We start from the raw sequence: 14,652 nt of genomic DNA on the forward strand, positions 1-14,652 counted from the left end.
CAGCAGAGGCTGACGTCAGCCAGAAATGCATGGCTACTTCAGAGGATCCTTAGAGCAGAAACTGCGTTATGTATTAGCTCTGGGGTTGTGACCGGTATGGCTTGGGTTTTTCGAAAAATGACCACTCTTTGCCCGTTACGTGTCTCTTCGTGAAGAGATAGCCCGGCGCGACTTTCGATGTGCTCTTTGACTACAGTCACGGCCCCATCACGCCACTCTCCGTGAAAGAAAGCCTGTTCTAGCTGAGCTTTTACCGTTTTTGGGTTCGTGGTCTGGGCAACCATCGCAAGCTCAGATAAGGCGGATGCGGCCATGTGCTCCAATTTATAGAAAAGCCAGAGTAGTTGGGGGCCATCAAGCCCAGATGCGCAGACATCACCTAGGCGTTCAAGGCGCATATCAAGCTGCTCGCGAGTAGAGGGGGCCTCCTTGACGTCGTCAGTAAACGTAAGCGTGAGCGTTATATTTTCGCAAAAGGCGTCTATCAGTCCTTGCATAATATTCTGTGGATTAGGCCTTTGGGACAGCGCTTGATCCACGAGCGTCAGCATGTGCGTTCGTCGATTGATAAATTCTTCCGCTGAGCAGTGTTGAATCTCCGCTCGTAGTAATTTCAACGCGGCTTGTGAAAGGGGCATGCTCTCTAGATCTCTGCGGCAGTACTCGGAAACGTTGTTAATCAAGATTGGGTATTTAAATTCGGTTCTTATGCCCGTCTGATCTCCACCACATTTCCCACCTTTGGCCTGGCGTAGTCAAATGGAGTCACTGCCTCGTTCCGGTTGGCGTCGAGGTAGTTGCTCCACCAGTTGAGCATCAGTCGGCGCTCATCCAAGTGCTCGGCGCGATGGATATACGCGGCACGTACACCGTTTCGCTCCTTGTGACTCATTTGTCGTTCGACTGCATCGCGTGACCACATGCCCGACTCGACCAGGGCTGAACATGCCATTGTGCGAAATCCATGCCCGCAGATATCCACTTTGGTGTCGTAGCCCATGCGGCGAAGGGCCGCGTTCACTGTGTTTTCAGACATCGGTTTGCTGGCTACCGAGTCGCTGGGGAACACGAGCTCGCCTCGACCAGTCATGGCGTGAATCTCACGCAGGATTAATAGGGACTGGGGTGACAGCGGCACCAAGTGTTCATCGCGCATTTTGCTACCGCGAGTAGAGTGCTTCACGCCGGGCATCGCTTTGCGCTCTGAGGGAATTATCCAAATGGAGCGTTCGAAATCGATTTCGCTCCACCGGGCAAAACGCAGCTCTGAAGATCGAACGAACACATTTAGCGTCAGCAGCATCGCAAGGCGAGTGAGGGGGCGACCCGAGTAGCTCTGGAACTTCTCCAGGAGTTCTCCCAGACGCTTTAGCGGCAGCGCTGGGCGATGTGTCGCCTTGCGACTCGAAATCGCGCCAGTGAGGTCTTGGGCGGGGTTGTAGGTGATTAATCCGATCTGCACTGCGTGACGCATCACTGCGCACAGGCGTTGCTTGAGGCGAGCAGCCATATCCAGAGCGTCTCGCGCCTCGACCGCCAGGAGGGGGGCCAGTAGTTCGCGGGTCGTGAGCCTCTCTACTGGCTTGTTGCCAATCGCAGGAAATAGATCGACCTCCATCTCCCGCAGGATGCGTTCAGCATGAGATGCCGACCATTTGCCGCGCTTAAGCTGGGTCTTGTGCCAGTCGCGTGTAATGGTTTCGAACGTAGTGGCGTCGCTTGCTCGCGCTTTTTCCAGTGATGCCTGCTCAGCTGGGTCGATATCTTGAGCAAGCAGCTCTTTGGCCTCTGCGCGCTTCTGTCGAGCGAGTTTGAGCGACAGAGCGGGATACTCGCCGAACGTCAGGAGGTTCTCTTTTCCGTTGGGGCGGTTGTATTTAAGACGCCAAACCTTGCTTCCCGTCGGGCGCACCAGCAGATACAGGCCCTGCCCATCGCTGAGCTTGTAGGGCTTGTCCTTGGCCTTTGCGGCCTCGCACTTGGGGCCTGACAACGGGATGACAGTTCTGGCCATGGGGGTACGCTCAATATCGAATCGGGCAATACCCCTATTTGTACCCCTATATCTCGGGAATGTGTAGAGACACCCGAGTTTATGCGGGCACAAAAAAACCGGCTCAAGGGCCGGTTTCTCTGACTTTCCAAGTCATGCGTGAGCATGTGGAAATATAATAATGGTGCCCGGGGACGGAATCGAACCGCCGACACGGGGATTTTCAATCCCCTGCTCTACCGACTGAGCTACCCGGGCTAACGGGGCGCTATTAGACGGATTTGAGGGGGAGGTGTCAAGCGTGAGTTTGAAAAATATTTAATTATTACGGGCGCTTAGTTGCGGCAGGGGCTTTGCTGGGGGTTGGGCTGGTGGGGCGAGCTGATCGCGGGCAAGCCCGCTCCTACAGGTGAGTGGGGCGCAGGGGAGTTCGGATGCAATCCGGGGAGGGATTCGTAGGAGCGGCGGGGACGCTTAGTCCCATGGCCGCGAATAGGCCGTGCCCGGCAAAGTTATCGCGGGCATGGCCCGCTCCTACAAAGGCGACGCTGTTGTTACTCGCTGGGCGGCACGTAGCCTTCGGCCTGGGCGTATTCCTCGCCGGAGAGGAATTTGTCCATTTCAGCCTGGAGGAACTTGCGATCTTCGGCGTTCATCATGTTCAGGCGGCGTTCGTTGATCAGCAGGGTCTGGTGCTTCTGCCATTCGTCCCAGGCTTGTTTGGAAACGTTGTTGAAGATGTCCTCACCTTTGGCGCCCGGATACGGTGGGCGGTCCAGGCCGGGGAGTTCCTGCTTGTGTTTGCGGCACTGTACGGTGCGGGTCATGGTGTTTCTCCAGTGTTCGGGGTTGCGAGTGCATCGGCCGCGCGCTTCAGCAATTTCTTTACTGGGGCGGCGAGGCCCAGGCGCGGCGGGGTGGCGAGGTTATACCAGAGCCAGTCAGCCTCGGCCACGGCGGCTGGTGCGGCGTCGACCTGGATCAGCCAGGGTTCGATGGCCAGCTGGAAGTGGCTAAAGGTGTGGGTCAGGCCGCTCAGCTCGCGTTGTGCGCCGAGCTGCAAGCTGTGGCGGCTGGCCAGGCTGCTGATGGCGTTGGCTTGCTCCAGCTCCGGCAGGCTCCACAGGCCGCCCCAGAGGCCGCTGGATGGACGGCGATAGAGCAGCACCTCGCCGTTGCGGTTAGCGAAGATCGGCATTAGCGTGCGTTTCTGCGGCAGCGCCTTGCGCGGTTTGGGGATCGGGTAGCGGATCTCCAGGCCGAGCAGGTGCGCCTGACAGCCGCTCTGCAGCGGGCAGAGCAGGCAGCTGGGTTTGCTGCGGGTACATAGGGTGGCGCCCAGATCCATCATCGCCTGGGTGTAGTGGTTGACTCGGGCGTGCGGGGTAAAGCGCTCGGCCACATCCCACAGTTGTTTCGCCACCTTTGGCTCGCCGGGATAGCCCTCCTGGGCGACATAGCGCGCCAGTACGCGTTTGACGTTGCCGTCGAGGATCGGCGCGCGCAGGCCCATGCTGAGGCTGGCGATGGCGCCGGCGGTGGAGCGGCCGATGCCGGGAAGTTCGGTGAGCTGGTCGACATCGCGGGGAAAGTCGCCGGCATGTTCGGTCATCACGATCTGCGCGGTTTTCTGTAGGTTGCGCGCGCGGGTGTAGTAACCGAGGCCCGTCCACAGGTGCAGCACTTCGTCTTCCGGCGCTGCGGCCAGATCATTGACCGTCGGCAAGGCGGCCATAAAACGGTCGAAATAGCCGAGTACGGTGCTGACCTGGGTCTGCTGCAGCATGATCTCCGAGACCCATACGCGGTACGGCGTGATGCCCTGTTGCCAGGGCAGGTCCTTGCGGCCGTGGCTGTCGTACCAGTTCAGTACCGCGTCAGAAAACTGCTCGGGGTTCATCGGTTGAACAGGCCCTTGAGTGCGTCTTTCAGCTCTGGACTGACCTTGTCGCCGAGTTTTTCTTCAATCTTCTCGCTGAGCTTGTTGCCGGCCAGTTTGGCGGCGACCTTGCCCAGGCCGTCCTGATCCAGGCGGCAGGCCTTGCCGCCCATTTCCAGCGGGCCGCGGCAGCGCACCGGCCATTCGATGCCGACATAGCGCTCGTTGACCTGGCAGGCCGGATCGGGCATTTCGCGCTGGTCGCCAATGACGGTGATGCCGACGCGGTAGTCGAGGCCGAGGATGCGCAGGTCCAGATCGCCCTTGCCGCTGACGGCCAGGCCCGGAATCACGGCCTTGAGGTCGGGGTTGTGGGCCACGCCGTTGCGCAGGGTCAGGCTGCCTTGCAGGGTTTCGAAGGGTGTGTCCTTGCCGCGTGGGTCGCTGCTCAGGGATTTGCGATTGAGCGTGGCGATGCCGCGGCACAGCTGTTGTTCCAGGTTGGCGTCGACCAGCACGCCGTCATTCAGCATAAAGCTGGCGTCGCCCGTCAGCCCATCGACCCAGGCACGCTGGCTGTTGCCGCTGGTGGTCAGGTTGGCTTTGAAATCCAGCAGACCTTTTACCGGCGAAGGCTGGTCGGGCTTTTTCAGGAACGGCTCAATCGGGATGTTGTTGAGATTCTTCTGCACGCTGAGCATTGGGATAGCCGGGCGTACATCGATGCTGGCCTTGGCATTGAAGCTGCCGTTGCCGATAGTGCCGCGCACATCCTGCAGGGTCAGCAGGCCGCCCTTGCTCTGCGCCTTGGCGCTGAAGGCGCTGATCACCTGCTGTTGGGCGGTGAGCTGATCCAGGCCGAGGTCGAGCCGTACGTCGAGCTTACGCAGTGTCTCGATCGGCAGCACTTCACTGTTGCTCCAGGCGTGCTGGGTCGGTGCGTCGGGCAGCGGCGTACTGCCGCTCTGTCCGGCGCTGGCGACGCTGGCCTTGACCTCGGCCTGGCGCGCGGCGCCGGCATCCTTGGTGTCTTTGGATGGCGCGGGCAGGTAGCGGTCGAGGTTCAGCTGGTCGCCCTTGAGTTGCACGCGCAGAGCCTGTTTGGCGAAATCGGCAATCGCCAGCTGGCCGCTGAAGTGGCTGTCATCCAGGGTTAGCTTGAGGTCTTCGAAGGTCAGGCTGTTGTCAGTGCCGCTGAGGCGGGTGACCAGCTCGAACTGGTTGAGGGTCTTGTCATCGTTCATCGGCGGCAGTTTCTGGCCGATGGTGGCGAGGAACTCACGCAGGTTGAACGGTGCGATGGACAGGCCGCCGCTGAGTTTTGGCTGCTTGTCGAGGTCGCGGACTTTCAGCTCGCCCAAGGCGCGCAGCTGGTTGGCGGAGAGTTTCAGGCTGTTCCACTCGGCGACCTGGGCGGCCAGGTCGACCAGCAGTTGGCCCTGGACTGAGTAGGTCAGGGTCTGGCCATCGAAGGGCTCGCCGGACACTTCACCAGAAAACTTGGCGTCTTCCAGTTGATAGCGCTTGAGGGCGCGATCGAAGCGCAGTTCACCCTGCAGCTCGCTGCGAGCGCGCAGCACCGGCTTGTTGAGGCCGAAGAAGGCGCTGAGTTTGACCGGTATGCCTGCGCCTTCGCGGATCGCTCCGGTGGTCAGCTGAATGCTTTCGGCGTTGAATTGCTGGCCTTTCTGTACGTCGTGGTAGTCGATGCGCGCGCTGTTGACGATCAGGCTATCGATATCCAGTTTCAGCGGCTGGCTGCTTTCGCCGGGCTCGGTGGCTGGGCTGTCGGTCTGCGTGCTGTCGGTGCTCGCTGCTGGTGCGTCGGTTGTTGCGGTCGCGGCGTTGGCCGGTTTGCCGACATCTTCCCAGTTGCTGCGGCCTTTCTCGTCGCGCTGCAGGTTGAGGTTGAGGCCGTCGATGCGGATGTCGCTCATCTGCACTTCCTTGCGCAGCAGCGGCAGCACGCGTACCGAGAGGCCAAGCAGGCGCAGGTCGGCGAACGGCTTGTCCGGGGTGCTGGGGCTGGCGAGGGTGGCGTCGGTCAATTCCAGACCGAGCCAGGGGAACAGGCTCCAGCCGATGTCGCCCTTGAGGGTCAGCTCCAGATTGGCCTTGTCGCGGGCCAGCTGACGGATTTCGTCTTTGTAGTCGTTGGGATCGAACAGGTGGGTAAGGGCAAAGCCCAGCGCCACAATGATCAGCAATAGCCCGAGAAAAAACAGGCCGAGAATTTTGCCGAGCGCTTTCATGTGCGAATCCTTGTTTAGAAACTGGATGGTGAAGTGCAGCAATTCAAGCCGGCGAGTATAGCGCCAGCGTTTTTACCTTGACCGCCGACAGTCCCGTTTACGCGGTGATTTTGCAAGCGGCTTTTACAGGGCTTGCGCCACGCGCTCGGCAATAGCCAGGCTGGCGGTAAGCCCTGGCGACTCGATGCCGAACAGGTTGACCAGGCCTGGCAGGCCGTGATCATTGGGCGTTTGGATAATGAAGTCGGCGACCGGTTCCCCGGGGCCTGCGAGTTTCGGCCGGATGCCGCTATAGCCAGGCACCAGGCGCGTGCTGTCGATGGCGGGAAAGTAGCGGCGGATGGCGTCGGCGAACGGCTCGCGCTGGCTTTCCTCGACCTGATAATCGATCTGCGTGAGGTAGTGAGTATCCGGGCCGAAACGCAGCTGGCCGCCAAGATCCAGAGTGGCGTGGATGCCAAGGCCGGCGGTATTGGCTTCCGGCATCGGGTAAATCAGGTGCTGGAAGGGCGAACGGCCGCTGTAGCTGAAGTAGCGGCCCTGGCACAGGTGTAGTGGCGGCACGTCCGTCAGGCCCGGGGTGTGGCTGGCCAGCTGCTGGGCGAACAGGCCGCCGGCATTGATCACCCGTTGGGCTTTGAGCTGGAACGGCTCGCCGTTGCTCTGACCGTGGGCTATCCAGCCATCGCCATTTGCTTCGAGCTGTTCGACGCGGGTATGCAGCACCAGCTGCGCGCCACGCTGCTCGGCTGCGGCCAGCAGCGATTGCAGATAGGCGTGGCTGTCGATAATCCCAGTGCTGGGTGAGAGCAGGGCGCAAACGCCGCGCACGGCGGGCTCCAGTTCGTGCAGGCGGTTCTGCTCGATAGGCTGCAAGTCATGCACGCCGCAGGCTTGGGCATTGCGCTGCAGCTGTTCGAGTTTGGCTATTTCCGCCGTTTCCACCGCCACCAGCAGTTTGCCGAGCTGGCGGTGCGCCACCTGATGGCTGTTGCACCAGGCATACAGGCGCTCGCGGCCTTCCAGGCACAGTTCGGCCTTGAGCGAGCCGGGGGCGTAGTAGATGCCGGCGTGGATCACCTCGGAGTTGCGGCTGGAGGTATGGCTGCCGATCAGGTTCTCGGCTTCGACTATCAGGGTGCTCTGCTCCGGTCTAGTCAGGCGTGCGGCGCAGGCCAGGCCGAGGGCGCCTGCGCCAATAATCAGGGTGTCGATACTGTCCATATGCGTTCCGTTCGTTGTCTGGTGTGAGGCTATGTGCTCGATAGCGGTGCCTCTGATCGCCGCTGGTAGCCGCCTGGGTGGATGCCCGCCTATAATGCCAGCCTTTTTCCGTGGGCAATTTCTGGAGCTGGTGATGGCCGAACGTACGGCATCCGTCGAGCGCAATACCCTGGAGACCCAGATCAAGGTCTCGATCAACCTGGATGGTACCGGCAAGGCCAAGTTCGATATTGGCGTGCCGTTCCTTGAGCACATGCTCGATCAGATTGCCCGTCACGGCCTGATCGACCTGGATATCCAGTGCAAGGGCGACCTGCATATCGATGACCACCACACCGTGGAAGACGTCGGCATCACCCTCGGCCAGGCTTTCACCCAGGCCATCGGCGACAAGAAGGGCATGACCCGTTACGGCCATTCTTATGTGCCGCTGGACGAAGCGCTGTCGCGCGTGGTGATCGACTTCTCCGGGCGCCCAGGCTTGCAGATGCACGTGCCGTTCACTCGCGCCGTGGTCGGTGGCTTCGATGTGGATCTGTTCCAGGAGTTCTTCCAGGGCTTCGTCAACCACGCTCTGGTGTCGCTGCATATCGACAACCTGCGTGGCACTAACACCCACCACCAGATTGAAACCGTATTCAAAGCCTTCGGCCGCGCGTTGCGCATGGCCGTGACGCTGGATGAACGCATGGCCGGGCAAATGCCGTCGACCAAGGGCTGCCTGTAAATGCAGACGGTTGCAGTAATCGACTATGGCATGGGCAACCTGCACTCGGTGGCCAAGGCCCTGGAGCACGTAGGGGCCGGCAAGGTGCTGGTGACCAGCGATGCTCAGGTGATTCGCGAGGCTGACCGGGTGGTATTTCCCGGCGTTGGCGCGATCCGCGATTGCATGGCCGAGATCAAGCGCCTGGGCTTCGACAGCCTGGTGCGGGAAGTCAGTGCCGATCGACCGTTTCTTGGCATCTGCGTAGGCATGCAGGCGCTGCTGGAGCACAGCGAAGAGAACGATGGCGTCGATTGCATCGGCCTGTTCCCTGGCCAGGTGCGTTTCTTCGGCAAGGACATGGTCGAAGGTGGCGAGCCGCTGAAGGTGCCGCACATGGGCTGGAACGAGGTGTCGCAGTCGGTCAAACATCCGCTGTGGCACAACATTCCGGATCTCGCGCGCTTCTACTTTGTGCACAGCTATTACATCGAGGCCGGCAACCCCAAGCAGGTGGTCGGTCGCGGTCATTACGGCAAGGACTTCGCCGCCGCGCTGGCCGAAGGCTCGCGCTTTGCCGTGCAGTTCCACCCGGAAAAGAGCCACACCCACGGTCTGCAGCTGCTGCAGAACTTCGCCGCCTGGGATGGCCGCTGGTAAATGAGCCGGGTGAGAAAGGATGCGCCACTGCTTTTCCAGTTCAGCGTTGAGCAGCGAGCAGGTATTGCCCGTGAGCTAAAGCATTTCATGGCTGAGCGTTTCGAATTAGAGATGGGCGGTTTCGAGGCCGAGGAGCTATTCGATTTCTTCGCCTTGAAATGTGGCCCCTTGTTCTACAACCAAGCAGTGCTCGATGTGCAAACGGTGCTAAAAGACCGGTTCGAGAGCATCGAAAGCGACCTCTGGGCACTCGAAAAGAGTTGATCCACCGAATTTACACGACTTGAGCAGGTTCAACCGATGCTGATTATCCCCGCTATCGATCTGAAGGACGGCGCCTGCGTGCGTCTGCGTCAGGGCCGCATGGAAGACTCCACGGTGTTTTCCGATGACCCGGTGAGCATGGCGGCCAAGTGGGTTGAGGGCGGCTGCCGTCGTCTGCACCTGGTCGACCTCAATGGCGCCTTCGAAGGCCAGCCGGTCAACGGCGAAGTGGTCACCGCCATCGCCAAGCGCTACCCGACCCTGCCGATCCAGATCGGCGGCGGCATCCGCACTCTGGAAACCATCGAACACTACGTGCGCGCCGGCGTCAGCTACGTGATCATCGGCACCAAGGCGGTGAAGGATCCGCAGTTCGTCACCGACGCCTGCAAAGCCTTCCCCGGCAAGGTGATCGTCGGTCTGGATGCCAAAGATGGTTTCGTTGCCACCGACGGTTGGGCGGAAGTCTCGACCGTGCAGGCCACCGACCTGGCCAAGCGTTTCGAGGCTGATGGCGTGTCCGCCATCGTTTATACCGATATCGCTAAAGACGGCATGATGCAGGGCTGCAACGTCGAGGCCACCGCGGCGCTGGCTGCTGCCAGCCGCATCCCGGTGATTGCCTCCGGCGGCATCCACAACCTCGGCGATATCGAGAAGCTGCTGCTGGCCCGCTCGCCCGGCATTATCGGTGCCATCACCGGCCGGGCCATCTACGAAGGCACCCTGGATGTGGCTGAAGCGCAGGCCTTCTGCGACAACTTCAAAGGCTGATTCGCCTGCTCTGGCGGTGCGCTCCGCCTGGGCGGCCCCGCGACACCCTACGGGAATACCGATATGGCACTGGCTAAACGCATCATCCCCTGCCTCGACGTGGACAACGGCCGCGTGGTCAAAGGCGTGCAGTTCGAGAATATCCGCGACGCCGGTGATCCGGTGGAGATTGCCCGTCGTTATGACGAGCAGGGCGCAGACGAGATTACTTTTCTCGACATCACCGCCAGCGTCGACGGCCGCGACACCACGCTGCACACCGTCGAACGCATGGCCAGCCAGGTGTTTATCCCGCTGACCGTCGGCGGCGGCGTGCGCACCGTGCAGGACATTCGCAACCTGCTCAACGCGGGTGCCGACAAGGTGTCGATCAACACGGCGGCGGTATTCACCCCGGAGTTTGTCGGCGAAGCGGCCTCACGCTTCGGCTCGCAGTGCATCGTCGTCGCCATCGACGCGAAAAAAGTCTCCAAGCCGGGCGAAACCCCGCGCTGGGAAATCTTCACCCACGGCGGGCGCAAGCCGACCGGCCTGGATGCGGTGCTCTGGGCAAAGAAGATGGAAGACCTCGGTGCCGGCGAAATCCTCCTCACCAGCATGGATCAGGATGGCGTCAAGAGCGGCTATGACCTGGGCGTAACCCGCGCCATCAGCGAAATGGTCGGTATTCCGGTGATCGCCTCTGGCGGCGTTGGCAACCTGCAGCACCTGGCTGACGGCATCATCGAAGGCAAGGCCGCGGCCGTACTGGCGGCGAGCATCTTCCACTTCGGCGAATACACCGTGCCGGAAGCCAAGGCCTATATGGCCGCTCGCGGCATCGTCGTGCGCTAAATCTCGCCCGCAGCAGTGGCCAGCAGTCCTGCCGGCCACTGCTGCGGGCGAGTCGACAGCAAAATGTCGACTGGCCCGCTAAAATCAGAATGTTTGCGCTCAGGTCGATGCATTGGGCACCCCTTTGAGCGCTCCTCTTTCTAATATATGGTTTTTCCATACACGGAGTTCTTATGCCTGCTATCCGGCTATTCACCGCGGTTTGGCTGTTGTGTGCTGTCAGCCTGGCTCGCGCAGAGCCTCTGGTTCTGCTTACCGAAAACCTGCCGCCGTTCAGCATGGCGGCCAGTGGTGGCAGTTTTGCCAAGGATGCTGATGTGCAGGGCATTAGCAGCGATACGGTGCGTGCGCTGTGCAGTAAGGCGCAGCTTGAGTGTCAGATGATTCTGCGTTTCCCCTGGGATCGCCAGTACAAGCAGGCGTTGGAAAACAAGGGCTACGGAGTCTTCTCCACTGCTCGTACGCCGGAGCGTGAGTCGCAGTTCAAGTGGGTTGGGCCGATTGTAGTGAGCGACTGGGTGTTGCTGGCCAAGGTCGATAGCAACATTACGTTGAACAGCCTGGATCAGGCCGGTGCATACAAGATTGGCGGTTATCGCAATGATGCGATTTCACAGTTTCTGATCGACCGTGGCGTGACGGTACAAACCAGCCTGCAGGACAAGGAAAACCTCAACAAGCTGGAAAAGGGCTTGATTGATCTATGGGCCACCGATGAAACTGGTGGGCGCTATCAGGCCAAGTTGTCGCCACTCGGCGCGCTCAAGGTGGTGCATCGCTTCAACAGTGCTGACCTTTATCTGGCGATGAACAAAGAGACGCCTGATGATGTGGTGCAGAAGTTGCAGAAAGCCCTGGACGATATGCGTGCTCAAGGTGAGCTGGGCAAGATCAAAGACGGTTATCTGTAAGCCTCTTGCGTCCCTACCAGCGTAAAACCTGGGCTGGGCTTAGTCGGACGTGCTGGGTATGCTTGCATGCTCAGCCCAACTATCGATGTGAGACAGCATGTTCAAACAATTACTAGTCGCCCTCGCTGGCACAGTTATGGTACTCGCGGGCAGTGCTCGGGCCGAAATTGACCCGAACTACCGCATGGTCCTGCTGACCGAGAATTTCCCGCCTTACAACATGGCGATCAATGGCAAGAATTTCGCTCAGGAAGACAATATCGACGGTATTGCCGTGGATATCATCCGCGAGATGTTCAAGCGCGCCGGCATTCAATACAACATGACCCTGCGTTTCCCCTGGGATCGTATCTACAAGCTGGCGCTGGAAAAGCCAGGCTATGGCGTATTTGTTGCGGCGCGTCTGCCGGAGCGTGAGGCGCTGTTCAAATGGGTTGGCCCTATTGGTCCGGATGACTGGGTGCTGCTCGGCAAGGCCGATAGCAGCATTACCCTGAACAGCCTGGAGGAGGCCAAGCAGTACAAGGTCGGCGCCTACAAAGGTGACGCGATTGCTGAGCATCTGGTGGAGAAAGGCCTGGAGCCGATTACTGCCTTGCGCGACACAGAAAACGCCAAGAAGCTGATGGCTGGTCAGATTGATCTGTGGGCCACCGGTGACCCAGCGGGGCGCTACTTGGCAAAACAGGATGGCTTTCCGGTCTAAAAACCATTCTGCGTTTCGATAGTGCAGAGCTGTATCTGGCGCTGAACAAAGAGGTGCCGGACGAGGTTGTACAGAAGCTGCAAGCTGAGTTGGACAAGATGCGCAGCGAAGGCTTTGTCGAAGATATTCTGAACAACTACCTATAATAAGTAGCAGCAGCGGGTCGGCAATAAACCGGCTCGCAGCCATGGATGGTTGACGCCAAGTACCATACGTCGCCGGGCATCGCCCGAGCAGGGATGCCGCTAGCCATAATCACAATTCATGCGAGCGGAATGACTTATGTTGAAAACCCTGAAAGCCGGCCTGTTGTTCGGGCTTGTTCTGAGTGCCTGCGCAGCCCGTGCAGAGCTGCCAGCCGATTACAAAGTGGTGTTGCTGACCGAGAACTTCCCGCCGTTCAACATGGCGGTGGATGACAAGAACTTTGCCCGTGACGACGGCGTCGACGGCATCAATGCCGAGGTCGTCCGAGCAATGTTCAAGCGTGCCGGCATCAATTACACCCTGACCCTGCGCTTCCCTTGGGATCGCCTGTATCGCCTGACCCTGGACAAGCCCAACTATGGCCTGTTCTCCACCACCTTTACGCCCGAGCGTCAGCCACTGTTCAAGTGGGTGGGGCCATTGGCGAAAACCGGTTGGGTGCTGTTGGCTGCGCCGGGTAATAACCTGAGCGTCGCCAGCCTTAAGGATGCTGGGCAGTATCAGATCGGTGCCTATAAGAACGACGCGGTCAGTCAGCACCTGGAAAGCCAGGGCCTGAGTCCGGTCAACGCGCTGCGTGATCAGGAGAACATCAAAAAGCTGCTCAGCGGCAAGATCGACCTGTGGGCTACCACTGACCCGGTGGGCCGCTATTTGGCCAAACAGGAAGGCGTCAGTGGCTTGAATACCGCATTGCGCTTCAATGACGCCGAGCTGTATCTGGCGCTGAACAAGGACACCCCGGATGAGGTGGTGCAGCGTCTGCAGAAGGCTCTGGACGAGTTGCGTGCCGAAGGCTTTATCGACGAAATGACCAATAACTACCTGTAGCTTCAGGCGTTATTAAAAAGCCCGACCTTGAGTGATCAAGGTCGGGCTTTTTCTTGCTGCAGTTTTACCGGCATGCCTGCACCTGCAAGCGCATTCCTAGTCGCCGCGGGTAACGCTCAGCCCTTTGAGCAGGTTGAGTGCCTGGCTCAACTGATAGTCGTCATCCTGTGGGCGTACCGGGGTGCTGGTCTTGCCTTTGCTTGGCCTGTCTGCGCCGCCGTTGCCATTGCCCAGGTGACCTTGCAGGTCGGCTTCCTTGATGGTTTCGTCGCCCTGCTCGCGGGTCAGCTTGGCGCGCGCCACTTCGATGTCCGGGACGATGCCCTGAGCCTGAATTGAGCGACCGTTGGGGGTGAAGTACAGCGCGGTGGTGAGTTTCAGGGCGCGATCGTTGTTCAGCGGCAGCACGGTCTGCACCGAGCCTTTGCCGAAGCTGTCGGTACCCATCAGCACACCGCGTTTGTGATCCTGCAGAGCGCCAGCAACGATTTCGGAGGCCGAGGCGCTACCGCCGTTGATCAGCACCACCAGCGGCACGCCTTCACTGGCGTCAGCCGGGTCGGCATTGAAGCGCAGTTCGGAGTTGGCGATGCGTCCCTCGGTGTAGACGATCAGGCCTTTCTTGAGAAAGTGGTCGGTGACCTCAACGGCCGCCTGGAGCACGCCGCCGGGGTTGTTGCGCAGGTCCAGCACCAGGCCGCGCAGCTTCTTGCCATTTTCCTTGCGCAGTTTGGCCAGGGCCTTGCCGACTTCTTCGCCACTGTTGACCTGGAACTGGGTGATGCGCACGTAGCCGTAGCCATCATCGAGTAGCTGGCTTTTCACGCTCTTGACCTTGATCACGGCGCGGGTCAGCTCGACATCGAAGGGTTTGCCACCTTCACGCACCAGCGTCAGTTCGATGTCGCTGCCAGCTTTGCCGCGCATCTTCTCTACGGCTTCCATCAGCGACAGGCCCTTGGTTGGCTGACCGTCGATCTTCACGATCAGGTCGCCTGGCTGGATGCCTGCAGCGGAAGCCGGGGTGTCATCGATCGGCGAGACCACCTTGAGAAAGCCGTCTTCGGTACCGAGCTCAATACCCAGGCCGCCGAATTCGCCGCTGGTGCTTTCCTGCAGGTCGCGAAAGGCTTCCGGCTCCAGGTAGGCCGAGTGCGGGTCAAGGTTGCTGAGCATGCCCTTGATCGCGTTTTCCAGCAGGGTCTTGTCGCTGACCGGCTCGACATAGGCGGACTTGATACGGTCCATCACCTCGGCAAAGGTGCGCAGGTCGTCCAGCGGCAGTGGCGCGCTGTCGTTGGCGGTGGCCGGTGCTTCGGCGGGCGCGGCAAAGGCGGCAGTGCTGCCCAGCAGGGTAACGGCCAGCGCGAGGGCGGTGAGGCGGAACAGATGCGGCATGTCGAACTTACTC

At 60.2% G+C, this 14,652-nt stretch carries 14 protein-coding genes, 1 tRNA gene and 1 pseudogene; 8 read left to right on the top strand and 8 right to left on the bottom strand.

All coding sequences use genetic code 11. The features are described from left to right. Positions 1-38 precede the first annotated feature (38 nt). The 7 genes from BLW24_RS09180 to BLW24_RS09210 form a co-directional block, all read right to left on the bottom strand. On the bottom strand, positions 39-683 hold the full coding sequence (locus BLW24_RS09180) for a hypothetical protein (RefSeq protein ID WP_167360347.1): 645 nt from the start codon (positions 681-683) through the stop codon (positions 39-41). A gap of 23 nt (positions 684-706) precedes the next feature. Then, on the bottom strand, positions 707-2,014 hold the full coding sequence (locus BLW24_RS09185; RefSeq protein ID WP_090379488.1) for a tyrosine-type recombinase/integrase: 1,308 nt from the start codon (positions 2,012-2,014) through the stop codon (positions 707-709). A 161-nt stretch (positions 2,015-2,175) separates the two neighbouring features. Next, positions 2,176-2,251, bottom strand: a tRNA-Phe gene (locus BLW24_RS09190). 296 nt (positions 2,252-2,547) lie between these two features. After that, the gene (locus BLW24_RS09195; protein WP_090379491.1) at positions 2,548-2,820 is read right to left on the bottom strand and encodes an oxidative damage protection protein; all 273 of its coding nucleotides are present in this window, start codon (positions 2,818-2,820) and stop codon (positions 2,548-2,550) included. Beyond that, positions 2,817-3,893: an A/G-specific adenine glycosylase gene (gene mutY / locus BLW24_RS09200; protein WP_090379495.1), complete on the bottom strand. Its 1,077-nt coding sequence runs from the start codon at positions 3,891-3,893 to the stop codon at positions 2,817-2,819. The genes BLW24_RS09195 and mutY overlap by 4 nt, the downstream gene beginning before the upstream one ends. Beyond that, positions 3,890-6,124 (bottom strand): AsmA family protein, encoded by a 2,235-nt coding sequence (locus BLW24_RS09205; protein WP_090379498.1) that lies wholly within the window; start codon positions 6,122-6,124, stop codon positions 3,890-3,892. Before BLW24_RS09205 ends, mutY begins: the two co-directional genes overlap by 4 nt. Positions 6,125-6,247: 123 nt before the next feature. Beyond that, positions 6,248-7,348: an NAD(P)/FAD-dependent oxidoreductase gene (locus tag BLW24_RS09210; protein WP_090379501.1), complete on the bottom strand. Its 1,101-nt coding sequence runs from the start codon at positions 7,346-7,348 to the stop codon at positions 6,248-6,250. A gap of 133 nt (positions 7,349-7,481) precedes the next feature. Between BLW24_RS09210 and hisB the strand changes: the two genes are divergently transcribed. The 8 genes and pseudogenes from hisB (at position 7,482) to BLW24_RS09250 (ending at position 13,241) form a co-directional block, all read left to right on the top strand. Further along, positions 7,482-8,075 carry an imidazoleglycerol-phosphate dehydratase HisB gene (hisB, locus tag BLW24_RS09215; RefSeq protein WP_090255169.1) on the top strand — a complete coding sequence of 198 codons (594 nt, stop codon included), beginning with the start codon at positions 7,482-7,484 and terminating at the stop codon, positions 8,073-8,075. Beyond that, entirely contained in the window at positions 8,076-8,714 is a 639-nt protein-coding gene (hisH, locus tag BLW24_RS09220) for an imidazole glycerol phosphate synthase subunit HisH (protein ID WP_090379503.1), read from the top strand. Beyond that, positions 8,715-8,978, top strand: a complete 264-nt coding sequence (locus BLW24_RS09225) for a DUF2164 domain-containing protein (protein WP_090379506.1) — start codon at positions 8,715-8,717, stop codon at positions 8,976-8,978. It abuts the gene before it with no gap. A 36-nt stretch (positions 8,979-9,014) separates the two neighbouring features. After that, complete coding sequence (gene hisA, locus BLW24_RS09230; protein WP_090379509.1) at positions 9,015-9,752, top strand: 1-(5-phosphoribosyl)-5-[(5-phosphoribosylamino)methylideneamino]imidazole-4-carboxamide isomerase; 738 nt, start codon at positions 9,015-9,017, stop codon at positions 9,750-9,752. Positions 9,753-9,815: 63 nt separating this feature from the next. Then, positions 9,816-10,586 carry an imidazole glycerol phosphate synthase subunit HisF gene (gene hisF, locus BLW24_RS09235; protein WP_090379512.1) on the top strand — a complete coding sequence of 257 codons (771 nt, stop codon included), beginning with the start codon at positions 9,816-9,818 and terminating at the stop codon, positions 10,584-10,586. A gap of 173 nt (positions 10,587-10,759) precedes the next feature. Beyond that, entirely contained in the window at positions 10,760-11,497 is a 738-nt protein-coding gene (locus BLW24_RS09240) for a substrate-binding periplasmic protein (RefSeq protein ID WP_090379515.1), read from the top strand. 97 nt (positions 11,498-11,594) lie between these two features. Continuing rightward, positions 11,595-12,349: pseudogene (locus BLW24_RS09245) on the top strand (substrate-binding periplasmic protein). 136 nt (positions 12,350-12,485) lie between these two features. After that, a complete protein-coding gene (locus tag BLW24_RS09250) occupies positions 12,486-13,241 on the top strand; it encodes a substrate-binding periplasmic protein (RefSeq protein ID WP_090379518.1) in 756 nt (251 codons plus the stop codon). Between the two features lie 96 nt (positions 13,242-13,337). On the opposite strand, the gene BLW24_RS09255 is transcribed toward BLW24_RS09250, so the two are convergent. After that, positions 13,338-14,639 (bottom strand): S41 family peptidase, encoded by a 1,302-nt coding sequence (locus BLW24_RS09255; RefSeq protein ID WP_090379521.1) that lies wholly within the window; start codon positions 14,637-14,639, stop codon positions 13,338-13,340. Positions 14,640-14,652: the final 13 nt, after the last annotated feature.

This window comes from Pseudomonas anguilliseptica (assembly GCF_900105355.1).
Classification (GTDB): Bacteria; Pseudomonadota; Gammaproteobacteria; order Pseudomonadales; family Pseudomonadaceae; genus Aquipseudomonas; species Aquipseudomonas anguilliseptica.

Coding starts and splice junctions, on each gene's coding strand:
- BLW24_RS09210 (WP_090379501.1), bottom strand. CDS start 7,348: ATGGACAGTATCGACACCCTGATTATTGGCGCAGGCGCCCTCGGCCTG.
- BLW24_RS09255 (WP_090379521.1), bottom strand. CDS start 14,639: ATGCCGCATCTGTTCCGCCTCACCGCCCTCGCGCTGGCCGTTACCCTG.
- BLW24_RS09205 (WP_090379498.1), bottom strand. CDS start 6,124: ATGAAAGCGCTCGGCAAAATTCTCGGCCTGTTTTTTCTCGGGCTATTG.
- hisA (WP_090379509.1), top strand. CDS start 9,015: ATGCTGATTATCCCCGCTATCGATCTGAAGGACGGCGCCTGCGTGCGT.
- hisH (WP_090379503.1), top strand. CDS start 8,076: ATGCAGACGGTTGCAGTAATCGACTATGGCATGGGCAACCTGCACTCG.
- BLW24_RS09240 (WP_090379515.1), top strand. CDS start 10,760: ATGCCTGCTATCCGGCTATTCACCGCGGTTTGGCTGTTGTGTGCTGTC.
- hisB (WP_090255169.1), top strand. CDS start 7,482: ATGGCCGAACGTACGGCATCCGTCGAGCGCAATACCCTGGAGACCCAG.
- BLW24_RS09225 (WP_090379506.1), top strand. CDS start 8,715: ATGAGCCGGGTGAGAAAGGATGCGCCACTGCTTTTCCAGTTCAGCGTT.
- mutY (WP_090379495.1), bottom strand. CDS start 3,893: ATGAACCCCGAGCAGTTTTCTGACGCGGTACTGAACTGGTACGACAGC.
- BLW24_RS09195 (WP_090379491.1), bottom strand. CDS start 2,820: ATGACCCGCACCGTACAGTGCCGCAAACACAAGCAGGAACTCCCCGGC.
- BLW24_RS09250 (WP_090379518.1), top strand. CDS start 12,486: ATGTTGAAAACCCTGAAAGCCGGCCTGTTGTTCGGGCTTGTTCTGAGT.
- BLW24_RS09185 (WP_090379488.1), bottom strand. CDS start 2,014: ATGGCCAGAACTGTCATCCCGTTGTCAGGCCCCAAGTGCGAGGCCGCA.
- hisF (WP_090379512.1), top strand. CDS start 9,816: ATGGCACTGGCTAAACGCATCATCCCCTGCCTCGACGTGGACAACGGC.